This window comes from Bradyrhizobium sp. USDA 4369, assembly GCF_054056435.1.
The window spans coordinates 3,829,575-3,851,337 of the sequence record NZ_JBSRYH010000001.1; the positions used below are offsets into that span (position 1 = coordinate 3,829,575).

At 62.3% G+C, this 21,763-nt stretch carries 17 protein-coding genes; 7 read left to right on the forward strand and 10 right to left on the reverse strand.

Features of this window, described 5'->3' with window-relative positions:
- Positions 1–267: 267 nt before the first annotated feature.
- The 3 genes from ACVIJ6_RS17335 to ACVIJ6_RS17345 all read right to left on the reverse strand — a co-directional run bounded on the left by ACVIJ6_RS17335 (position 268) and on the right by ACVIJ6_RS17345 (position 2,911).
- Positions 268–1,656: a hypothetical protein gene (locus ACVIJ6_RS17335; RefSeq protein ID WP_456773652.1), complete on the reverse strand. Its 1,389-nt coding sequence runs from the start codon at positions 1,654–1,656 to the stop codon at positions 268–270.
- Entirely contained in the window at positions 1,653–2,204 is a 552-nt protein-coding gene (locus ACVIJ6_RS17340; protein WP_456773653.1) for a hypothetical protein, read from the reverse strand. Before ACVIJ6_RS17340 ends, ACVIJ6_RS17335 begins: the two co-directional genes overlap by 4 nt.
- A 182-nt stretch (positions 2,205–2,386) precedes the next feature.
- Positions 2,387–2,911 (reverse strand): RNase H family protein, encoded by a 525-nt coding sequence (locus tag ACVIJ6_RS17345; RefSeq protein WP_456773654.1) that lies wholly within the window; start codon positions 2,909–2,911, stop codon positions 2,387–2,389.
- Positions 2,912–3,719: 808 nt separating this feature from the next.
- Between ACVIJ6_RS17345 and ACVIJ6_RS17350 the strand changes: the two genes are divergently transcribed.
- The 3 genes from ACVIJ6_RS17350 to ACVIJ6_RS17360 all read left to right on the forward strand — a co-directional run bounded on the left by ACVIJ6_RS17350 (position 3,720) and on the right by ACVIJ6_RS17360 (position 6,286).
- Positions 3,720–4,340 carry a recombinase family protein gene (locus tag ACVIJ6_RS17350; protein WP_456773655.1) on the forward strand — a complete coding sequence of 207 codons (621 nt, stop codon included), beginning with the start codon at positions 3,720–3,722 and terminating at the stop codon, positions 4,338–4,340.
- A gap of 231 nt (positions 4,341–4,571) precedes the next feature.
- Positions 4,572–5,495: an STM4504/CBY_0614 family protein gene (locus ACVIJ6_RS17355; RefSeq protein WP_456773656.1), complete on the forward strand. Its 924-nt coding sequence runs from the start codon at positions 4,572–4,574 to the stop codon at positions 5,493–5,495.
- Between the two features lie 86 nt (positions 5,496–5,581).
- On the forward strand, positions 5,582–6,286 hold the full coding sequence (locus ACVIJ6_RS17360) for a hypothetical protein (protein WP_456773657.1): 705 nt from the start codon (positions 5,582–5,584) through the stop codon (positions 6,284–6,286).
- Positions 6,287–7,059: 773 nt separating this feature from the next.
- Here ACVIJ6_RS17360 and ACVIJ6_RS17365 read toward each other — a convergent pair.
- From ACVIJ6_RS17365 to ACVIJ6_RS17390, 6 genes are all read right to left on the reverse strand, one after another.
- Positions 7,060–8,823: an ABC-three component system protein gene (locus ACVIJ6_RS17365; RefSeq protein ID WP_456773658.1), complete on the reverse strand. Its 1,764-nt coding sequence runs from the start codon at positions 8,821–8,823 to the stop codon at positions 7,060–7,062.
- The gene (locus ACVIJ6_RS17370) at positions 8,820–9,065 is read right to left on the reverse strand and encodes an ABC-three component system middle component 6 (RefSeq protein WP_456773659.1); all 246 of its coding nucleotides are present in this window, start codon (positions 9,063–9,065) and stop codon (positions 8,820–8,822) included. The genes ACVIJ6_RS17365 and ACVIJ6_RS17370 overlap by 4 nt, the downstream gene beginning before the upstream one ends.
- A complete protein-coding gene (locus tag ACVIJ6_RS17375; protein WP_456773660.1) occupies positions 9,062–9,976 on the reverse strand; it encodes an ABC-three component system protein in 915 nt (304 codons plus the stop codon). Before ACVIJ6_RS17375 ends, ACVIJ6_RS17370 begins: the two co-directional genes overlap by 4 nt.
- Positions 9,969–10,349 carry an XRE family transcriptional regulator gene (locus ACVIJ6_RS17380; protein WP_456773661.1) on the reverse strand — a complete coding sequence of 127 codons (381 nt, stop codon included), beginning with the start codon at positions 10,347–10,349 and terminating at the stop codon, positions 9,969–9,971. Before ACVIJ6_RS17380 ends, ACVIJ6_RS17375 begins: the two co-directional genes overlap by 8 nt.
- 221 nt (positions 10,350–10,570) lie before the next feature.
- Positions 10,571–11,767, reverse strand: coding sequence for a cytochrome P450 (locus tag ACVIJ6_RS17385; RefSeq protein WP_456773662.1), 1,197 nt, complete (start codon positions 11,765–11,767; stop codon positions 10,571–10,573).
- A 442-nt stretch (positions 11,768–12,209) separates the two neighbouring features.
- A complete protein-coding gene (locus ACVIJ6_RS17390; RefSeq protein WP_456773663.1) occupies positions 12,210–12,734 on the reverse strand; it encodes a ParB N-terminal domain-containing protein in 525 nt (174 codons plus the stop codon).
- 349 nt (positions 12,735–13,083) lie between these two features.
- Here ACVIJ6_RS17390 and ACVIJ6_RS17395 point away from each other — a divergent pair, with 349 nt between their 5' ends.
- Complete coding sequence (locus ACVIJ6_RS17395) at positions 13,084–14,064, forward strand: catalase family peroxidase (protein ID WP_456773664.1); 981 nt, start codon at positions 13,084–13,086, stop codon at positions 14,062–14,064.
- A 623-nt stretch (positions 14,065–14,687) separates the two neighbouring features.
- Positions 14,688–16,283: an outer membrane protein gene (locus ACVIJ6_RS17400; protein WP_456773665.1), complete on the forward strand. Its 1,596-nt coding sequence runs from the start codon at positions 14,688–14,690 to the stop codon at positions 16,281–16,283.
- A 127-nt stretch (positions 16,284–16,410) separates the two neighbouring features.
- Here ACVIJ6_RS17400 and ACVIJ6_RS17405 read toward each other — a convergent pair whose 3' ends face one another.
- Complete coding sequence (locus tag ACVIJ6_RS17405; protein ID WP_456773666.1) at positions 16,411–18,603, reverse strand: methyl-accepting chemotaxis protein; 2,193 nt, start codon at positions 18,601–18,603, stop codon at positions 16,411–16,413.
- Between the two features lie 394 nt (positions 18,604–18,997).
- Here ACVIJ6_RS17405 and ACVIJ6_RS17410 point away from each other — a divergent pair, with 394 nt between their 5' ends.
- Both ACVIJ6_RS17410 and adh read left to right on the forward strand, forming a co-directional pair.
- Positions 18,998–20,053, forward strand: a complete 1,056-nt coding sequence (locus ACVIJ6_RS17410; RefSeq protein WP_456773667.1) for a helix-turn-helix domain-containing protein — start codon at positions 18,998–19,000, stop codon at positions 20,051–20,053.
- A 148-nt stretch (positions 20,054–20,201) separates the two neighbouring features.
- On the forward strand, positions 20,202–21,719 hold the full coding sequence (gene adh, locus ACVIJ6_RS17415; protein ID WP_456773668.1) for an aldehyde dehydrogenase: 1,518 nt from the start codon (positions 20,202–20,204) through the stop codon (positions 21,717–21,719).
- Positions 21,720–21,763 lie beyond the last annotated feature (44 nt).

Below are 21,763 nucleotides of genomic sequence, written 5' to 3' on the forward strand. Positions count from 1 at the left end.
TGCTTTCCTGATGCCCACCTCTTCAGTGGTTGAGGATGACGATGGATCGGCATCAATAGGGTTGGCTCTCCATAAGGGATGATCTCAAGGTCCCCTTACCCTTTGAGCCGACCTAAAGCTGCAATAGTGGAAGCGTAAGAATTGGACAGTTTGTCGCATGTCTCAGTGCCTCAGAGGAGGCCGCAGAGAGGCCCCGCTTCTGGTCGCGAGAGAGTTCCACCCAGATCCGAAACGCCTCCCAGCGCCGTCCCCTGAGAATCCTAGAGTCTATCCCGCGTCGATCTTCACCGGAATCTCCACCCCGACCAAACGCCGAGCTTCCTCGCGCATGATGCTTTGAGCCGCCTCGCCATCGGAGCGGGCCACAATGACGCTGTCGTGCATCGGCAGGGCACCGATACGGCGGTCGATGAGGCGGAGCAGTACAGCAACCAGAATATCGCTCTCTAGACGGTGCAGCTCCAGGCCCCGCCCGCGTCCGAACCACTCCTGAGCGACAGCTTCATGGCGGGCCTTGATGGCGGCGATCACTTGGCTGGGCTTGGTGCCGGCCGGAAAGAGCGCCCGTATCTTGGCCCGGTCTGAGTTCGTATCTCCCGGCCATTGCTTGAGGCTGGTCTTGCCGGTGATCAGCGCGTTGACCATCTGCTTGCAGCCATCGCGCAATGATGGCCAGTCGGCCCGCTCGTGGTCGCTCCCAGTCAAGTCGTAAAGGTCCCCCTGCGGAGGCTCTCGGTTGGATTGCGCATAGGCGAGCCGGAGGAAGAGCTGGCCAAAGTCCACGTTGACCACCGTCTCCCCATTGATGGTGAGATGCCGAAAGCGCAGGTCTCGCGGCATCGTCTCCCAGAAGCCGTCATAGAGCCGCCCACCGTGGTCAATGCTGCCCTTAAAGACCCTGCGGACTGTCCGGTGATGGGGAGTGATGATGAGCGCGGCCGGTCTGTTCGTATGCTCGACTGGCGGCATGCTCTCCAGGCCTGCATATTCGACCGACATAGCCTTCAGATGCTCGTTGATCCGCACCATCTCTGATACGCGGGCTTCAAGCCATTCATGCGGTGGGGAGACCTTGCTCCCATCGTCCCCGGCATTGATGACGACAAGCTCGCGGTGGTCCTCAAGGCGCAGCTCAGTCCAACCTCGCGGCTGCGGCATGCGGTCCCAATAGGCCGATGTCGGATGAATGGTTGAGGGAACGACGGCCCGCCGCGCTGAAGGAATGCGGTACCCCTTCGTTTCCGTGAGAAGGCCACGATCCTTCATCAATCCGACGACCCGCTTGAAGTGGGCGCCGTAGACCGATGAGTGCCCAGAGGCATAGTTGCCGAATTTGACCGCGAGTCTCCGGTCCGGAGCAGCCATCGCGACCGCCGCAAAGTTGCAGCAGATCGCTTCGACCGCACTGGCAAACTTCTCCTGATCTGCCGGTTTCCTCGCTCTGTTACGTACACCCAGCTCATCCTCGTAGCGCTGAAGGTCCGCTGTCAGCCCCTCAATGGCGGACTTGAGCTTTGGTGATGACGCAAGCCATCTGGTTTCGAGAGCCACGGGCTTTGGCCCCAGTGCCATTTTCTTCTGGCGCGGAGTGACCGGGATATCCGACAAACCTTGGCGGATGTCATCTGGCGCACCTGATCGATCACACATGCTCACGGTCGATTTTCCTTAGGCTCTAGCTGCAATGCGGGGTGCCGTCCGTAGCGCTTGACCTTCAGGGCCAACACCCCGGCCAAGTGCTTCTCGGTAGCCCATTCGCACCGCTCCTCAATCATCTGCCCAATGAGCCTCAAGACCCTTCCGGTGCTCCTCGCGTAGGCATGAAGCTCAATCCGGAAGGTCCGACCATTCTTGTCCTGCTGCGGCCACACCCGATGATAACCGCTGGCCAACCGATGGACTGCCTTTGCGACCTGGACCAAACGGAATTCCTTGACCCGATGCGAGCCGGGGTCCTCCTCAATGAGGGCGGTGATGGCGAGGTGGATGGCAAGCAGACGCTCGGGCTTGATGCCCTTCTTACGGAGGCGGCCAAATGCGATGTCCGCGCGGGTCTTCGCAGAAAGGCCACGAAGACGCGTTGCGATCTCGTAAGGCGATTGCTCCAGGAGAAGCGCAAGCTGAGCAATGGCTTCCTTAATCTCAGGGTCTGTCTCAAGGCGCGGACGGATATAGGAAATCGCAGCATTGAGGTATGGCTTCAAGTCGAGAGCGCTGTAACTCCTATGCCAATGGCTGCCGTGCCGAGCTTTGTGCTCGACATGGCGCTTGCAGTGGAATGAGGCTAGACCAAGTCCGGCCGATCGCATCGTGGATTGATGGCACCCCGGAATCGCGCATCTCTGCTCTGGATCGCCCATAGCCCATTCGGCTCGGACGCCCAAGGTCATAAGATTTTCGCGTCCCGTGCTGCTATAGCTCGGTTGTGAACCGCATCAAGGATCTGATCGTCACTTCTAGAGCGTCTGACGGCCTTTATCGAAAGTCCGCGCTCGTCCTCCAACTTCAGAATCAACTCCCAAAGCTCCGCATTTTTTCGACGCTTTCCTTTTGGCTCAAGCCACCCTTGAGCCTGCCAGAGCTTGGCATTTCTGTTAAGTCCCTCGACTACGTAATCGCTCGCTGCATAGATGGTAACGGCCGAATTAGTGAGACAAGAAATCACTCCGAGCGCCGCAGCAACATACCCCCGCTGTTCGTCGCTCTCATTGCTTTCGCTTATCTTTGCGTCCATGTGGACCACGGCATTCGTTCCTGATGTTTCTCGCAGCTCCCAAGCACAAGCAGATCTTCCAGCAGAGTGATCTGCCTGGGGTCTGTCGGTTGCCGAAATCCACGCCTCGTATGACACCATCGCCTTGACACGAAAGTGCATTTCTTCTTGCCACCAGTTAGTATTCTTTTCGTTCATCGGATCGCATTCCAATCTAGAAGTTTCCAAGAGAATGGCCATCAATTTGTTTGATGGGTTTTGAGGTCAACCAGATAGAGGTCGCCAGAGAGCCTTTCGCCCACAAGGCAGACGATAGGTCTAACCCGCGCTGCTCGGTCACTTGAGCTTGGCTTGATTCTGGTCTGGGTAAGGTGCGCTGTTCGTGCGCGCTTGATAATCGATTTAGTCGTTTTAATTTTCTGCACGAAAAAGCAGATCGCCAACTCCAATCTTGAGATCTAAATTTATCTACGGATGCACGCCTTGCTATCAAAAATCAAGCCTCGCATTCAAATCCTTCTCGCGCGTAATGAATTAGTTAAATGCTACATCATGCTTCATGAGTGATGCCTACTGCGTCAGTATGTAAGCCTCACCTTGGATGTAGTTGAGTGTTGCCATGCACGTATGTCACCCACCCCCACAGTTCGGGCGACGGGTGAGTGGGTCATGCCACTCCAATCGGAAGAAGGTTGCGTCTGCAGCCATGGTCACTCAACCTCATGCGACCCCACGATGGTTGCTCCAGAAGGTGCATGCTGACTCAACGTCCCCACTGTGAGGTACGCAAGGTAAGCAGGGAGAAGCCTCAGGAAGGTGGGTCCCTCACTGTCACGTACAGGTGAGCCCTGTTGCCTCACTTGACCTAATGGCGGGAGGAGGCTGGTTCACTTAGGGCATGCCTAAAGCGAATCGCACAAAGCTTGGTTCAAGAAATCCGTTTGACCAACCAAAATGAACCTGTTATATCGAAACCATCCATAGTGAACCATGGAGGGGTTTCGTCATGTTTGTCCGCGCCTATCTTCGCGCTTCCACCTCAGAGCAGGACGCTCGCCGCGCCAAGGATCAACTCCAGGCCTTTGCCTCTGAGCGCGGCCTAAAGATCGCGGCTTGGTACGTCGAGAACGAGAGCGGCGCGAAGCTGGCCCGCCCCGAGCTGTTCCGGCTACTGGCTGATGCCTCGCCTGGAGACGTTCTTCTTGTTGAGCAGGTAGATCGGCTATCCCGCCTCACCGCCTCCGATTGGGAGCGGCTCAAGGGAGAACTCACGGCCCGTCGCTTGAAGGTGGTGGCGCTGGACCTGCCGACGTCGTGGATGATGGCGACCAACGCCGCCGACGAGTTCACAGGCCGCATGTTCGAAGCCATCAACGGCATGCTGTTGGATATGCTCGCGGCTGTTGCCCGCAAGGACTATGACGATCGCCGCCGCCGGCAGGCTCAAGGGCAAGCCAAGGCGAAGGCTGAAGGTCGCTATAAGGGTCGCCCTGAGGACACCGAGCGCAATGACGGCATTGCTCGCTTGCTTGCTACTGGTCAATCCTGGAGCGCCATCCAGCGGGCCACGGGGTGCAGCCGCGCCACGATTGCAAAGATCGCCAAACGTCAAGAGGAGGTCGCGTGAGGCATCTGGTAAGCCACTTCCTCTGGACCTGGTAGGCCGCGCTCGGAGTGCTCCCCGGATCAGGTCTGCCGAGCGGCATACGGGGGGAAGTCGCGCGGCTGCCTTCACGGCGCACCGTTCAAATTTCTGACCCCAAAACCTGTGCACAGAGTTGTAACGCTTAATCGATCCCTCTCAGGCGTGTGTAACCTGTTAGGCCCGATTCGATGCGGAACTGAGCAATGGCGGTCTATGATCTTTTATTTCAAACGAAAGAAGCGTGCGTTGGGCCAGGCCACGGACGTTTTTATCTACGACGCCATTCCTGAGGGGCTTCGGACACAGGTGGTCTACATCTGGGGCGATGGCGTTGGAGTTCCTAATAGACACGTACACGAAATAGAAGAGACTTATGGAATGATTGTAGACGCGCTGCGTCGTGAATATAGCACTTTCCGATTACACAAAGCCAGTCGAAATGGGCCGCATGAGGAACTAGTCAATTGGTTTTTGACCGAGAAAGATGCCGATAAGGTCTTGGACGCCATCGAGCTTTCGTTCGCTATGATAGAGGGGCGCTGCAGTAGAATTGGCTACGCTGGCCGTTATCTTGAGCAGGTTCTCACCATTGGCCCGCAGGCCATCGAAGAACTCAATGCGCGATTCCGCGAGGCGGGAGTAGGCTATCAATACAGCGATGGGCAGATTGTCTGTGTCGACTCGCAGCTAATACATAAAGACGTGGTGGTGCCGGCGCTTACTGTCCTGCGAGGCAAGAGCTTCAAGAATGCTCAGGATGAGTTCCTTAGCGCCTATGAGCACTTCAGGCATGGCAAGAAGCAGGAGGCCTTAGTCGATTGTTACAAGTGCTTCGAGAGCACTATGAAGGTCATCTGCACCGAGCGAAAATGGCAATTTGATCCCAAGGCCGCCGCTAAGGACCTCGTGAACGTATGCCTCTCCAATGGTCTCATACCTGCGTACTGGCAAAATCACTTGAGCGGGCTGCGGAGTGTGCTTGCGTCGTCAATTTCAACCCCTCGCAACAGACAGGCGGGGCACGGTGCTGGGGCCGGCCCTGCCCCCGAGGTGTCGGGCGAACTAGTCTCCTACGTGTTGCACATGACCGCGGCCACGGTGCCGTTCCTCGCTGAGACCGAGAAACGATTGCCGTGAGAGCCAATAAATGCCCCTGATTGTGAACGAGGTTCACTGCGCGCCTCATCAACTTGAATCATTCCGCCTGTTAGAGAAGTTTGTTCATGCAACTGCGCTGGTTAAGCAAAGAAAACTTAGAGGCCGCTATCGATCTTTGGCATCGCTTAAAGGGTCGGGCGATGGCCCGTCGGGCTGGATATCTTGTGCTCGCGGCGGTGGCCCTCGAAGCAAATATGCCGCAAATGATCGTCCAGGGAGCCTTCAAGGCCTACGGTATTGAACTGGCATTTCCCGAAACTCCGCACTGGGTCAGCGTAAGCTTTGTCGGCTTTGCCGTCTTGCTCTTATTCGGTGACCGTTACCTGCCTGAAGCTCGTCGTCCAGCGCCCAATCCTCATGACGTAGAGCTATACGCCAAGTTCAGGAACCTGTTCGACGACGATGTGATGTACTTCCTGCGAACACATGATTTTGGGGGCGGTAGTTTCTCTGGCAAATACTTCAATGTGTTTGACGAGATTAGCGCCTCTTGGGTCGGCTCGCGCTACAGCTTTGACGATTCCGGTATGTCCAAAGTTTGGGAAAAGCTATTCCCCAAGAATCGGCAGCTTGTGCGGCTCATCGCCGAGAACACCAGTCCCACGGGACGTGAGTGGTGTCGGCCGCACTGGGCGGGTGAGGATCGGCACTCTGACGAAACCGTGCAGTGCGTTAAGCTGATGAACGACACAGCAACTCAACTCGCCGAACTGGTTGACGAACTCGAAGCCGCGGCGCGTCAAAAGTGGATAAGCACTCCCTCCAGTTGATTTGGCGCAGTCGAAGGCACTCGACGAATGTCGCTTCATGTGCTACACAATCCATAGTGGGGTGGTAAAAACTCAAGTCTTTTCAACGCGGTGCTTGATCGATCGCTGTTTCCCCTAGGGAGCGCCATTCCCGGCGCTCAACCCGAAATCTCTGACCTGTCAGCGCGGCTCCGCAGCCTCGCGGCGCGTTTTTGCGTCCGAGCTTTGCTGGCCGGGGCGCTCTTCCAGAAGAAGGGCGCAGGGAAGGCCGGGTGCGGGCCGCACCCATGGCCCGCCTGCAGAAAGAAAAGCAGGCGGCAGTCACCACAGGATTGGCCGAGACATCCGGCCTTCCCTGCGCGATGGGTTGAACGGCTGCTCCGTGCTCTCCCAGGGGACCGGGCTTGCTTGCCCCCGTCATCGGGATGTCGCCGACCAAGACACCAGCGTCGGGGTGTCGGGACCACACGGCTTGACCGTCCGCCTCGGTTCGTTCGTCCGCACGCGAAACGCGCACTGCGACCCCAGGCGGCCACCGCATCCCCCGCTCCACGGTCCGTGACGATCGCGAAACGCCCCTTCTAGCCGAGCAGGAGACGGCGGGGAGGATCGAGGTGATTTGCCCGACGATGCAAGGGGGAAGTTGCCCGACGGAATGCGGCAGATTGGCACGACGGGCAGTTTGGGCAGAGCAGCGATGCGGAGGCGTGGATCGAGCCATCTTAGTAGGGCCAAAGAATGCAATTTTTCCGAGGCCGAACCCTTGCCGGGGATGAGTGCACTATCGCTGTAATCTACTCAAAGCGCAGCCCGAACAAGCCACCAATATCCGTCGCATCGGTCAGCTTGGGGCTGAGGACATGCGCTTGGACGTCAAAGCCGCGTTGAAACCCCTCGCGCGGTAGCGCGTCGGAATTCATCGTGACGATGTACTGGAAGCCGGCGGCCTCAGCCCGTTGGGCGCCAAGTTGCAAGGCTTTGGCGACTTGTCGCTCATCTACGCCATCAAACAGATGGCTGTCATGGACCAGGAATCCGGGGCCGCGGCCGCTATTGAGGCTAATCTCGGTCAACATGAGATCAAAGCAGAAGATCTGCATGTTGGTAATACCCTTGCTTCGCTGCCCGTCGATGTGAACCTCGAACTGAGGGCCGCTTGCGGACTCGGAAATCGTCAGGCTCCCTGCCTTCTCGTAGAGGGATTCCGACAGCGCCTCGAAGGCGAGGATCGCCTCGCGGATGATGTCGGCCCTCTCGTGAATGTCGTCACGTAGCGCCTTAGTCAGGTTGGCCCGTTCGATATCCAGTTCGGCCTTGGTACTCTCGATCCGCTCTGCGGTGTCAAGCCGCTGGCGAAGCCCCTCAACCTCCGCTTCAGCTCGGCCGACTTCCTCGCGTAGCGACGTATAATGTTCGAGCGCGCCGCCGGAGCGCAGGATGCCCATGATTTGCCGCCGCCGCCGATCCCGCTCGGCGGTGCGCTGATCGCGTTCTGCGACACGAGCCTCGGCAGAGGCGATCTCGGCAGCCAGGTGCGCGCGACGGTTCTCGATGATGCTACGGTGGAAACGCTCTACCTCGTAGAAACGTCGCCGCACCATGTCAGGCAAGACGACGCCAGCCTCGGCATAGAGCTTTGTAACGTCGCCCAGATCGGGTGCATCCTCGTCGGCGAGAGACGCGCGAAGCTGTTGCAGGAGATCGCCGTCCACCACGTTCTCGACGTTCATATCATCAATATCGCGCGTGATCTCGTTCGCTTCGCGCTCCAGCGCCTTATATTCCGGCACCACCTCGAACGTCTCAAGCTGCTGGCGCAACCGCGCTGCACGGGATTCGGCGATGGTCAGCTTCGTCCTGAGATCGGCTGCCTTGCCGAAGAACCGGCCAAGGTCGCCACTACGGGCAGCCTTGCGCAGTTCCTGTGCCACCTTCTCCTGCGCGCGCAATTCCTGAAAGCGGCCTGGGATACTCCAGTCTAGGCCAAGCAAATAGCAGATCGAGACTTGTTGATCCCATGCCTGCTGCATTCCTGAATGTTGCATTGGTTGCTGGAAGCCGCCGCTGTTCTGACGACGTACAAAGTAGGAGAAGAGTGACCTAAACGACGGCTGGAAGCGTTCGGCTTCGTCACCGGTCGAAATCGGCAAGCCGAACCAAAGTTGGCCGAGATCGGCTTTCCAGTTTTCATTGGACAACTCGAAAGCCCCGGTGCGGCTATCGAACTGCGGCGGAATTGGCCAACTCTCAACCGAGCCATCGACGACAACGCGGCTTGGCTTGGCACCGCTGCGTGCCGCCGAGATGATTTCGCTTGCGATATCGAATTCAACGTCAAACGTCCAGGCTGCGAGCGCATCAGAGCGGAAGATACTGTCTTTGCGTGCATCGGCACCAAACAAAAAATGGACTAACTCAACGAAGCTGGTTTTGCCGGCGCCATTTCTCGACTGACGATCGTTCGCGCCCTCGCTCTTGTCGGCAAGCAGGATGTTAAGGCCGGGCTTGAGGGTGAGCGCCTTGAACGACGCTAGGTCGCTGCCAAAACGGCGGATCACAACTGAACCCTCTGCACTAAGCCCCTATCGAAATCGACAGCACCTATCGTGAAGAGCAAGTCGAGTGACAGAATGAACCACTGATAGTCAATCGGGGCGTTCGGTGCATGGAGCGAGCGGCGTCCGCGCATCTCGTCCCATAGGCGCGACATGGTCATTGGTTGTTTAAGGATGTCGAGAATCTCGGCGCCGACGCCAATGAGGGCTCGATCGGGACGGACATGCTTCGTTGGGAGGATCACGACGCCCCTCCGGAAATCATCTCTGGATCTTCGAAGATATCGCAGCTGTCGAAGAAGTAGGCGAGAACTGCCAGCGCCGCACCTTGCCGCTTTGGTTCACCATTGAAGCCGGCATAATCTTGAAGGTGCTTGAAGATCGCATCGGCTGGAAGATCGAAAGCCTTCAACTCGGCGTAGCGCAGCCGGAAAGCCTCGGCGATGCGCTCCCCTAAATCAGGGCGCGGGCTTTTTCGGAAGAAGGTATCGACAAGCCCCGACTTGCGGCGGCCCATTCGTAGTAACACGCCCGAATCCTCGGATAGGGCGTTCTTTTCGAGCTTCTCCGGAGACGGGGGTGTCAGGGGCGGATCGCTCGGATTTGGCTCCTGCCGCTGCAGCGCCTCGATGATCGGCACCAGATCGGACATGACGAGACGATCCACGATCGCGATTGAAGCCGCCGGACCGAAAAGAGCCTGAAGCGCAGACAAGTCGAGCGTCATGGCAAGGTCGAGCAGTTCTGGCTCAGACCAGGTTGCGATCTGAAGCAGCGCATGCGCCTGGCGAAGTGTGTCGAGATGCCGGACCGCGTTCGGCGGCAGTCCGCGCCCATCATTGTGAACGAAGACCCACTCCCACATATTGCTGCCCCAATGCGCGCGGGCACCGTGGAAGTCCTCGTCTATCTTTGCTATGAGGTCGGATTCTTCCATGGTATCAGGAGCGTAACACTGGAAAACGGAGCGGGAGCTGATCCGGCGGCCATCACATTTCAAGTCACCATAAGGGCCGTAGGGTCGGACCTCCTCGAAATCGGGACCGAAAGCGTGGCCTGCGAGAAGTACGAACCAATCCTGAAAGGCTGTGCCCTTCTTAGTATGGAACGCGAGCCGAAATCGATCAACGTAGATAGACCGTTGCAACTCATCCATGACGCCGCCTTGGAGAGCGATTTCTGCTCTTCTTCTGCATCGACTTTGCAATCATCGGCGCATCATTACCTAAGTGATGAAGCCGCAGTGCCGGTCCCTTCGGTAACTTGACGGTGAGCTCCAGTTCGCCGCCAACAGCTTCCACATAGTTACGAAGGGTCGAAATGTGCATGTCGGTCTGCTTCTCGATCTTTGAGACCGACGGCTGGGTAATGTTGAGGGCGTAAGCAATATCTGCCTGCGCTTTCCCAACAATCTGGCGTAGCTCGCGCAAACCTTCGATTTCTTGTTTCAGTTCGTCACGGCGCGTTCTGATCGCGACCTGCTCCTCATCAGGAAGGGCGGCAATGATGTCGTTGAGGTCGCGACCCATCTCGCTGTTCTTCCCCGACGAGAATTGGTGATCGTAGGTCATCGCCTGAGGGTATGACCTGCCTATAGGTTCCGTGCGAACCCATGCCAATATATAGCTCTAGAGCTATATTGACGTCAACGGGGACACGCATGCAGTCACCCCCGGCCCGCTTTTTCTTATGCCAGCAATGCTGACCGTTGTGACGCCACTCTGGGCCTTACGCTCAGAGTGGCGCTAGACTACTGCATCCTCACCGCCAAATTCAGCGGCCCCCGAAACCCAAACCCATGCCACCGCACGCTGGCTGCATCCACCAGCTCCATCCGCGGAAACCGCTCGAACAGCATCGGCAGCAGGATGGCGCCGACGGTGCGGCGGGAGAGGTGGGCGCCGGCGCAGTGGTGGGGGCCGTTGCCGAAGGATTGGTGCGGGTTCGGGTCGCGCAGGGCGTTGTAGGTCTCGCCGTCGGTGAAGACGTCCTCGTCGCGGTTGGCGGAGGCCTGGATGGTCATCACGGTGTCGCCCTTCGGGATCAGGCAGCCGCGGATCTCGGTGTCCTCCATCACCAGGCGTGAGCTCGCCTGGATCGGCGCCACCCAGCGCACGCCTTCCTCGAAGGCGGCGCGCCATTTGTCCTGGGCGCGCACGGCTTCGAGCTGCTCCGGGTTGGTCAGCAGGCCGTAGAGGATCGTCAGCAGCGCGTCGCGCGGCTCGTTGATGCCGCCGCCGATCGCGATCTTGATGTTGGCGATGATCTGGCTGTCCGGAATCGGGCTCTTCGCGTTGACCATGAAGGAGAGCGCCGACGAATCCGGTGCGGCCCGCACGCGCGCCATGTTTGCGCGGATGCAGCGGTCCATCTCCGCATTGGCGATGTCGGTGGCGTCGAACGGCCCCGGCGTCCAGCCGAAATTGCCGGCGCCGTCGATCAGGGTCTGCGACCAGCGCTGCATGTCGGCATCGCTCGCGTCGGGAATGCCCATCACATGCGCCAGGATGCGCGCGGCGAGCGGTCCGGCGAGGGCGGGGAAGAGATCGACCACCTCGCCGCGCGGCAGCCGGTCGAGATAATCAGCGGCGAATTTGGCGTAGAGCGGCACCCACTCGGCTTCGATCGTCTTCGGCATCAAGGCCGGCATCATCGCCATGCGCTCGGCGCGGTGCTCGTCATGGTCCTTGCGCATCAGGGTATGCGCCAGGAAGGCGCGCTTCATCGGCGTGTTCGGATCGTCGGACGAGAACAGCGCCGCATTGTCCTTCACATATTTGGTGTCGGCCGCCTTGGTGAGAAACGTCCGGCCCACCGACTTGACCCGCAGCACCGGCGCCTCGCGCCGCAGGCGCTGATAGATCGGATAGGGATCGCGCGTCAGCTCCGCGATGGTGATGGTCTCGTCCAGGGGAGCCAGAGTCTGAGCCGGGTTCGCGGTCGGCATGGGGCGCTCCTTCTGGATGCGGGCCTGCGCGGATCGTGTCTGAGGATAAAGGCGGGAATGGAACCGCGCAATCCTGGTCCGATGCCGCGGGCAGGGACGAGGGTCTGTTCTCAACCAAGGTTGACCTCGGCCGTTCCGCGACGTCACCGAGGCTGCAGCGCGGAAGAGCCGCGCAATGTCCTCTCGATGTCAGCGGCTGACGGGCGAAGAATGAACCGTGGTGCCGCGGCGCGGCCACGAAGCTCGCGGCCTGCAGACGATGGCATGGGCTGCGGCAAGTTGGTCTCAGGCTCTATCCCCGTCGTCATGGCCGGGACGGGGCCCGGGCATGACGGCAGGGGGTGGCGTCGAGGGAGAGAGAGGCGGGCGCAGAAGGCCGATCGATCGATCTGAGGCGCGCCGGCAGGCCGGACCACCATTCACGAGGCGGCGCGGGGCGCGGTCAGTAACGGCCGCCGCTGCGCTCCTGTTGCTTGATCCAGTCGGACAGCGTCTTGGGCGCGGCGACGGCGGCCCGCGCCGGCTTGGCGGCACCCGCGCGGCCGGTTCGGCTCGTGGTGTCGGCCGCTCCGCGCGCGCGCGTCGCGGTGTGGGCGGACGAGCCGCCTCTGGCGGCTGCGGCAAGCTTCTCGGCTTCCTCCTTCTCCAGCCGCAGCTTGCGCAGGCGCTCCATCTTCTCGCGCTCCGGATCCGGCGGCGGTGGCGGCAGCTCGCGCAAGCGGGCCTCCTCGGCTGAGATCAGCAGGCCCTTGATGGCGGGCTCGCCGAGCGCCTTGCAGGCCTCCAGGCGATGCAGGCCTTCGACCAGCACAAAACGGTCCTTCTCGCGGCGGATCAGGATGGGCTCGCGCTGGCCCGACTCCAGGATGCTCTCGGCGAGCTCCTCGACCGCCTCCGGCTTCAGCGCCTTGCGCTTCTTGTCGGGCACGTGGATCTTGTCGATGGGGAAGCTTTCCGGTGCGGGCACTGCTGGAACTCCGTCATGAGCGCGCCGGTCCGACCTCACGGTCGAACATCGTCACGATGCCGGATCCGGACCGAGGCATCGCGGAGGCGATGGAGACGCGGGCACGCGCGGATACAATAGGGACATTCCGCGGGGGACCGCAAGGCGCGCGCGATGTCACCGTTCGGGGCTGCCGTGCCGAGGGCGTCAGTCTGGGGGCGCTGCAGGCGGGGGGGCGCGAAGCATGGCCGCAAGCGACCCGGCAGTTCCATGCTTTTGCCCCGACGTGCGCTGCACAGCGCTGCAACCGAAAGTCGTTCTCGCATCAAATGATACTGCTATGCTGCATCACCTCACAGGAGATGCACACATGAAGACACGCACGCTCGTTGCCGCGCTCGCCGGGATCAGCCTCGCCTGGCCCGTCGCAGCCTTTGCCCAGGACGCACCGGTCGAGCAGCAGCTCGTCGATGCCATGAACAAGGTGTTCGGCGTCCATGCCGGCTTTCGCGCCAATCACGCCAAGGGCGTGGTGGTCGAGGGCAAGTTCAAGCCGTCGGCCGAGGCGGCCGGCCTGAGCAAGGCGTCGCTGTTCAGCGGCGGCGAGATCCCGGTGACGGTGCGGTTCTCGGATTCCACCGGCGTGCCGAACCTGCCCGACGGCTCCGACGACGCCAATCCGCATGGCATGGCGGTGAAGTTTCATCTCGCCGACGGCTCCGACATGGACCTCGTGATCAACTCGCTGAAATTCTTCCCCGTCTCGACCGGTGCGGAGCTGCGCGACCTGTTCCTGGCGATCGCCGACAGCGGGCCGGGCGCGGCCAAGCCGACCAGGCTCGAACAGTTCATCGGCAGCCATCCGTCGGTGCCGGCGGCGCTCGGCACCATCGCGACGCCGGACAGCTTTGCCAACGAGGCCTATTTTGGCGTCAACGCCTTCGTGCTCGTCAACAAGGCCGGCGCCAGGCAGGCGGTGCGCTGGCAGATGCTGCCGGAGAAGGTGGTGCATCTCGACAAGGCCGACGCCGCCAAGCGCGCGCCGGACTTCCTGATGACCGAGCTGCCGGCGCGGCTGCAGCAGGGGCCGGTCGCGTTCCGCTTCATGGCGCAGCTCGCGGCCGCCGGCGACGACACCAAGGATCCCGCCAAGCCGTGGCCCGACGATCGCAAGCTGGTCGCGCTCGGCACGCTGACGATCGACAAGGCGGTCGGCGATAGCGACGCCGCGCAGAAGAAGCTGCTGTTCCTGCCGGGCCAGCTCACCGACGGCATCGAGGCCTCGGACGATCCGATGATCGACATCCGCAACGGCGCCTACGCCATCTCGTTCTCCCGGCGCAATCCCTGATCTCGCTCCACGCCGTGACGCAGGCTCGACTCAGATCCTGCGTCACGCCGCGCGCCGCCATGATCATGGCCGGGATCGGCCGCCGCCGAGGCGCGACACGCTTTCACCACGCTTGACCGATGATCGCCAAATCCTCGCGCCGGCTGCGCCACACCACGCGCATCATCAGGGCGGGCTGACGGCCGAATTGGCGCGCGTGAACGCGCGTCAGCGCGTGATGTTGTGAGTTGCAGGAGCCCGCGCGCCGCTTCGAGTGATCGCACGTCGACGACGCAGCGTCGCACGTCGTGAGCCGGCCTCGTCCCGCGCGGCAATCAGTTCGCCGGCACGACTGACAGGCGCTCGCGCGCTTCGTGCCTTCGCACAAGCGCTCTCAGCCGCATCTGTATTGATGCGCGCCGACGCACCTGCGTGATGGAGCGGCGTGATGATCGTTTGCAGCCTGCGCGGTTTCGCCAGAATTCTGCAGCGGCCTTGCAACACTCGGAGGCGAATTTTGCGCGCGGGAACGGCGCGACGCGCATTCCACCGCGCTGACATTTTTCCAATTAGTTCGCGACACATTCTGATCCTCCTGATGCGGCCGTCGTTGTTGCGGCATGTGTTCAGGAGTTGTGAGTTCAATGCGTCGCGTATTTGGCGTGTGTCTTTGCCTATCGACTTTCGCGGGAAGTACGACATCGGTCTGGGCGACCGATCTCGCTCTGCCTCCTCCACTCCCACCGCCCGACATCGTCGCCTACAGGTGGAGCGGCTGTCATGCCGGCGCCAATGGTGGCTATGCCTGGTCGCGTCAGCAGCAGACCTGGAGCCGCAGCGCCAACGCCGCCGCAGCGCCTGTTCCGGCTGTGATGCAGCCCGCCGCACCGCCGGCCGGCAATGCCGGCAATCCTCCGCCAGCGAACCCTCCGGCGGCCAATCCGCCGGTCGTCGCAAAGCCGGTGCCCACTCCGCCGAACAACCCGAACAATGGCGGCGGCAAGCCGCCATACAAGCCGCCCGTCTATGGCGACAAGGGATGGTGGCAGCCGTCGAACCATGATCACGGCGACAAGCATCATGATGGGTGGCAGCACGATCACAAGCATGGCAAGCCCGACCGTGATGATGGTCATTATTGGCCGCAATGGGGGACAAAGGACGGCGGCAACAAGTACGCCGACCATGATTGGGGATGGCATGCGCCGTCCACCAAGGACGCTAACTACAAAGACGACAAGCATGCCGGCGAGGGCTGGTCGCAATTGCATGCGAGCGGCTATGCGGACAGGCTGGCGTGGCTGCGGCACGACGATCACGAGCGGCCGGGCTATGGCTGGTCGACGCAGCCCGCCGCCGACAAGCACGAGGCCGACGTCTGGAAGAGCCATGGCGGCAAGGACAATTGGAGCAAGGACAATTGGTTCAAGGAGGATTGGGCCAAGCATGACGGCAAGGATGACGGCAAGCATGAGCACGGCGGTTACGCCTGGAAGCCGGTGCCGCCGCACAAGCCCGGCTGGCCGCCGAAGACTCCGCCCGCCAACAACAATGCCGGCCAGCCGCCCCAGCAACCGCCGGTCCAAGGAAACAATAATCAAGGCAACAACAATCAAGGCAATAATGGCGGCGCCGCGCCGCAGAACCCGGTGCCTGTCGCCGGCGCCGTCGCGCCGCTGCCACAGGCGGCGCTGCTGCAGACGCCAGCCAATGTGACGAGCAATGGCGGCGATGTGATCGGCGGCGTGCAGCTCGGCTGCGACTATCAGATCGACCGCTTCGTGCTCGGCGTCCAGGCGATGGCCGATCTCGGCATCGTCAACGCCTCCAGCGCGGTGGCGCCGCAGCTGACCTTGAACGCGCGGACCAGCAATCTCTATACGGCGACGGTGCGTGCCGGCTATCTGGTGACCCCGGAGGTGCTGCTCTATGCGCGCGGCGGTGCGGCCTGGACGCGGACCAGCGTGACGGCGGTCAACGCCGCCAACGGCCAATCCGCAAGCGTGGCGTTCAACCGCAGCGGCTGGACGGTCGGTGCTGGCGTCGAATGGATGTTCGCCCGCAACTGGTCGGCCTTCGCCGAGTATGATTATGCGGATTTCGGCACGGTGACGGGCAGGTTGCCGGGCGCGGCCGCGGTGACCGGCGGGCCCGATGTCGTCAGCCTGAACACCAAGATCCATACCGCGCTGGTCGGCGTGAACTACCGGTTCGAGATGCTGGCGCGCGCCGGCCGCTGAGGCCGCGCGGCTTCGATCGAGGGAAGACGACAAGGCCGCCTGGGCTGGTGCAGGCGGCCTTTTCGTCACTGGTGCGGGTATCGGCGGTCTCGCGACAGCCAGTCATGATCGACGATCCCGCGCCTGTTCAGCTCGCGCGGACGGAGACCAGGAACTTCCCGACCTCCTCCTTGAGGCGACCGCTGTCGCGCGACAGCAACTTCGCCGCCGAGAGCACCTCGGACGAGGCCGTCCCGGTCTGGGTCGCCCCGCGCTGGACATCGGTGATGTTCGACGAGACCTGCTGCGTGCCCTGGGCGGCCTGCTGAACGTTGCGCGAGATCTCCTGCGTCGCCGCACCCTGCTCCTCGACGGCGGCGGCGATGGTGGCCGAGATTTCCGACAGCCGTTCGATGGTCTCGCTGATCTCGCGGATGGCGCCGACAGATTCCTGCGTCGCCGCCTGGATGCCGGCGATCTGCTGGCCGATGTCGCCGGTCGCCTTGGCGGTCTGCTCGGCGAGCGCCTTGACCTCGGTGGCGACCACGGCGAAGCCGCGTCCGGCATCGCCCGCCCGCGCGGCCTCGATCGTGGCGTTGAGCGCGAGCAGGTTGGTCTGGCCGGCGATGGTGTTGATGAGCTCGACGACGTCGCCGATCCGTGCTGCGGCCTTGGACAGCTCGCCGACCCGGCCGGTCGTGGTTCGCGCCTGGCTGACGGCCTCGTTGGCCATGCGGGCGGATTGCTGCACCTGACGGCTGATCTCGGTCACGGAAGAGGCCATCTCCTCGGTCGCCGAGGCCACCGACTGCACGTTGGTCGACGCCTGCTCGGACGCGACCGCGACGGTCGTGGCCAGCGTCTCCGCCCGTTCCGCGGTCCTGCTCAGCGTTCCCGCCGACGTTTCCAGCGTGCTCGACGCCGCGGAAACGGTCTCGACGATGCCGCCGACGGAGGCTTCGAACTGATCGGCCATCACGTTCATCGCGCGGCGGCGCTCCGCGTCGGCGGTCGCCTGATCCTCCGCACGCTGCGCGATGCTGCGCTTCAGGTCGCCTTGCATGGCCTTCAGCGAGGTCGCAAGCGCGCCCACCTCGTCGGCCTGCTCGATCGTCAGCGTCTGGTTGAAGTCGCCCTTGGCGATGCCGTCGGCGAATTCGGCGCAGTCGCGGATCGGACGGGCGATGCTGCGGGCGGCAACGGAAATGAGGAAGATCGCCAGCGCGGTGATCACCACGCCGACACCGAGCTGCCAGACCGTGCTGGCGGTCGAGCGGCCGCTGAGCGAGGCATCGAGCTGCCTCGCCGCCGCCAGCACGACGTCGCGCGGCTCGGAGATGACGATGGACCACGGCGTATCGGTGCGACCGAACTGGATCGGCGCGTAGATGTCGATATTGGTCACGTTGGGATCGTCCTGAACCGCTCCTTTGCCGGCCCGAACGATCGCGGCGCTGTTACCCCAGCGCGGATCGGCGGCCGTGGCGGCCTTGCCGATGACGCTCTGATTGGCGCTGTTGGCGACGACGAGCCCGGTGTCGTTCAGGATCACGACCTTGCCCTTGCCGTCGAACAAGGAGGCGTTGATCTTCTCCGCGAGCTTCTGCACAAAGTCGAGATTGTAGTCGGCGCCGGCGAGACCGCGGAATTTGCCGTCGATCATCACCGGGGCCGACATGGTGGCGAGAAACACCGGCTTGCCCTGAACGATATAGGGCAGCGGCCCGAGAATGTTCTCCTTCCCGGTCGTGCTCGGATTGATGTACCAGGCGCCCTTCACAAGGCCATTCGGATGTCGTTCGCTGCTGTCATACTCGACCAGCGGCTGGACTGCGATGGCGCCGCCGGCGCTTCTCGTCCAATAGGGCAGGAAACGGCCGGTCTGGTCGGACCCGACATCCTTGCGTGCCTTGAACGCGGTATCGTTGCCATCCAACGCATCAGGCTCCCACGCCGAATAGGTGCCGTTGAAGGCCGGGTTGAGCTCGAGCACGTGGCGCAGAACGGCGTTGAGCTGCGCGCGCCGGGCGCTGACGGACGTGCCGCTCTTGTCGTCCGCCAGCACCGCGAACGAGTGGGCCATGGTGCGCGCCGCATCGAACCCGACCTCCAGCTCGGCCTTGATGACGTTGGCCTCGGCGGCCGCGCGGTTCATCAGGCTTTCTTTGGTCTGGCGATCGACCAGCTGCATCACCTCGTGATTGACGTACTGGTTCATGCTCTGGGTCGAGAACAGGCCGTAGCTGATCAGGATCACGCAGGTCAGTGCGAGGCACACGCCTGCAATCAGGGCGATCTTGGTCTGGATGGAGCGTATTGCCGCAAAGGATGTCAGGCGCATATTTCTCTCTCTCGGTGGCCATCGCATCGCCAAGGCTCGGCAGTGTGATGCGCGTGTGCGGGAACCATCCGGAATTCGAATTAACGGGGTTTAAGGAACCCGTCCTGGTTGCGGCCTCTGCGGCCGTTTCGGCCGCGAGAGTGTCGCAGCCCTGCGACATCCAGTAGTCTTCCGGGAAACGCGGAGATTGATGTTCTGTGTGTCTTGCACGCCAGGCGCGACGTGGCTGAACAGCCCCGGGGGCGTGTGCAGCGAAGCGCTTCGCCGACGGGCCACCCCGCTGCGCGCAGGCGACGGGTTTCGCGGCGTTGCTTGACGCCGGTCAAATTGGGGTGCTGTATTCGCTTTAATATGACGACCAACGATCCGATGGGAGAAGGCCAGGAGGAGGGACATGGGGCGCTCGCCCGAGAGTGCGCATGCCGACCGCGTGCTGGACACCGTTGGCAAAGGTGATCCCAGGAAAGCTGATCCAAAAGCTGACCCAAAGGACAAGGCTGAGCCGAACCACCACGTCAAAGACAGCGCCAAGAACGTTCCGGGCGCAGTGGAGGCGGTGTCAGCTCTGGCGGCGTCATGGCGCCGCTCCGGCCAGTTGCATGCGCTCGATCCGGCTACTCATGCACCATCCTGCCGCTTGACCGCTGCCGAAATTGCCGCCGCGCGCGAGCGGCTCGGACGCCTGCTCGTGATTGCCCAGGCCAGCCTCGAACGGCTGTTCCTTGCGGTCGGTGGGGTCGGTTGCTCGGTACTGCTGGCGGATGCCGAGGGCATCGTGATCGACCGCCGCGGCGCCCGCGGCGACGATTCGACCTTCGAGTCCTGGGGGCTGTGGACCGGCGCGGTGTGGAGCGAACGACACGAGGGCACCAACGCGATCGGTACCTGCCTGGTCGAGAAACGGCCGCTCACCATCGATCGCGAACAGCATTACCTTGCCCGCAACACGCGGCTGTTCTGTACGACGGCGCCGATCTTCGACGAGCATGGCCAGCTCAAGGCGGCGCTCGATGTCTCGTCCTGCCGCACCGATCTCACCGAAGGCTTCGGCCGCCTGATCGCGACGACGGTGGCGGACGCCGCGCGCATGATCGAGGCGGAGAATTTTCGCCAGGCCTTTCCTCACGCGCGCATCGTGCTGACACCGGACAGCGAGCGCGAGATCAACTCGCTGCTTGCAGTCGATCGCAACGATCTGGTGATCGGTGCGACGCGTTCGGCGCGCCGTGCGCTCGGTCTGTCGGCGTCGGCGCTGTCGCGCCCGGTTCCCGCCGGCGATCTCATCAAGGGCGCGCGTGCCGAAGGCGACGACATCGATGCTGCCGAACGCGCCGTGCTGAAGCGGGCGCTGGCGCGCGCCGGCGGCAACGTCTCGAAGGCCGCGAAGGAACTGGACCTGTCGCGCGCCACCTTGCACCGGAAGATGAAGCGGCTCGGACTCGAGCGGTGATCGCGCGGCGATCCGCAATTCGCAGCCGACCTGTCGCAGGACTGCGACACTTCAGCCGACGGGTTGATGGCGGCCCCTGGTCTCCAGGCACCGTTTGAAGGAGCCTCTCCCTCAACGCCGTGTGCATCGGCGTGAATGGGAGAGACAAATGACCAAGGTTGACGTCCATGCGGCGATCAAGCCGCCTTTCGCTGCGCGTTACGACAATTTCATCGGCGGCGCCTGGAAGGCCCCCAGCGCCGGCAAATATTTCGACAACATCTCGCCTATCACCGGCCAGCCGGTGTGCCAGATCGCGCGCTCCGATGCTTCCGATATCGAGGCCGCGCTCGACGCCGCGCATGCCGCCAAGGATGGCTGGGCGCGCACCAGCGTCACCGAGCGGGCGCAGATCCTGAACAAGATCGCCGACCGCATGGAGGCCAATCTCGCCCAGCTCGCGCTGGCCGAGACCTGGGACAATGGCAAGCCGATCCGCGAGACCACCGCGGCGGACATTCCGCTCGCGATCGACCATTTCCGTTATTTCGCCGGCGTCATCCGCGCCCAGGAGGGCTCGATCGCGGAGATCGATCACGACACCATCGCCTATCACTTCCACGAGCCGCTCGGCGTGGTCGGCCAGATCATTCCGTGGAACTTCCCGATCCTGATGGCGGCGTGGAAGCTGGCGCCCGCGCTTGCCGCGGGCAATTGCGTCGTGCTCAAGCCAGCCGAGCAGACCCCGGCCTCGATCCTGGTGCTCATGGACCTGATCGGCGATCTCCTGCCGGCGGGCGTGCTCAACGTCGTCAACGGCTTCGGGCTGGAGGCCGGCAAGCCGCTGGCGTCATCGCCGCGCATCGCCAAGATCGCGTTCACCGGCGAGACCTCGACGGGGCGGCTGATCATGCAATATGCCTCGCAGAACCTGATTCCGGTGACGCTCGAACTCGGCGGCAAGTCGCCCAACATCTTCTTCAAGGACGTCTGCGCGGAGGATGATGATTTCCTCGACAAGGCGATCGAAGGCTTCGTGATGTTCGCGCTCAATCAGGGCGAGGTCTGCACCTGTCCGAGCCGCGCGCTGATCCATGAATCGATCTATGAGCGCTTCATGGAGCGCGCCTTGAAGCGCGTCGGTGCGATCGTGCAGGGCAGCCCGCTCGATCCCGCGACCATGATCGGCGCGCAGGCTTCTTCGGAGCAACTCGCCAAGATTTTGTCCTACATCGACATCGGCAAGCAGGAGGGGGCGCAGCTCCTGATCGGCGGCGAGCGCAACGTGCTCGGCGGCGATCTCGCCGGCGGCTATTACGTCAAGCCGACGGTGTTCAAGGGCCACAACAAGATGCGCGTGTTCCAGGAGGAGATCTTCGGCCCGGTCGTATCGGTCACCACCTTCAAGACCGAGGACGAGGCGCTCGCGATCGCCAACGACACGCTCTACGGCCTCGGAGCCGGCGTGTGGAGCCGCGACGCCAATACCTGCTACCGCTTCGGCCGCAACATCCAGGCCGGCCGCGTCTGGACCAACTGCTATCACGCCTACCCCGCTCATGCGGCGTTCGGCGGCTACAAGCAGTCCGGCGTGGGACGCGAAACCCACAAGGTGATGCTCGACCACTATCAGCAGACCAAGAACATGCTGGTCAGCTACAGCCCGAAGAAGCTCGGCTTCTTCTGACAACGGCACGTTGCCGCCGGTGGCGGACGGGACGCCGCGACCGC

Excerpts from the sequence above, each read along its gene's own strand:
- ACVIJ6_RS17345 (WP_456773654.1), bottom strand. The coding sequence starts at position 2,911 with ATGAACGAAAAGAATACTAACTGGTGGCAAGAAGAAATGCACTTTCGT.
- ACVIJ6_RS17350 (WP_456773655.1), top strand. The coding sequence starts at position 3,720 with ATGTTTGTCCGCGCCTATCTTCGCGCTTCCACCTCAGAGCAGGACGCT.
- ACVIJ6_RS17355 (WP_456773656.1), top strand. The coding sequence starts at position 4,572 with ATGATCTTTTATTTCAAACGAAAGAAGCGTGCGTTGGGCCAGGCCACG.
- ACVIJ6_RS17360 (WP_456773657.1), top strand. The coding sequence starts at position 5,582 with ATGCAACTGCGCTGGTTAAGCAAAGAAAACTTAGAGGCCGCTATCGAT.
- ACVIJ6_RS17375 (WP_456773660.1), bottom strand. The coding sequence starts at position 9,976 with ATGGATGAGTTGCAACGGTCTATCTACGTTGATCGATTTCGGCTCGCG.
- ACVIJ6_RS17380 (WP_456773661.1), bottom strand. The coding sequence starts at position 10,349 with ATGGGTCGCGACCTCAACGACATCATTGCCGCCCTTCCTGATGAGGAG.
- ACVIJ6_RS17385 (WP_456773662.1), bottom strand. The coding sequence starts at position 11,767 with ATGCCGACCGCGAACCCGGCTCAGACTCTGGCTCCCCTGGACGAGACC.
- ACVIJ6_RS17395 (WP_456773664.1), top strand. The coding sequence starts at position 13,084 with ATGAAGACACGCACGCTCGTTGCCGCGCTCGCCGGGATCAGCCTCGCC.
- ACVIJ6_RS17400 (WP_456773665.1), top strand. The coding sequence starts at position 14,688 with ATGCGTCGCGTATTTGGCGTGTGTCTTTGCCTATCGACTTTCGCGGGA.
- ACVIJ6_RS17405 (WP_456773666.1), bottom strand. The coding sequence starts at position 18,603 with ATGCGCCTGACATCCTTTGCGGCAATACGCTCCATCCAGACCAAGATC.
- ACVIJ6_RS17410 (WP_456773667.1), top strand. The coding sequence starts at position 18,998 with ATGGGGCGCTCGCCCGAGAGTGCGCATGCCGACCGCGTGCTGGACACC.
- adh (WP_456773668.1), top strand. The coding sequence starts at position 20,202 with ATGACCAAGGTTGACGTCCATGCGGCGATCAAGCCGCCTTTCGCTGCG.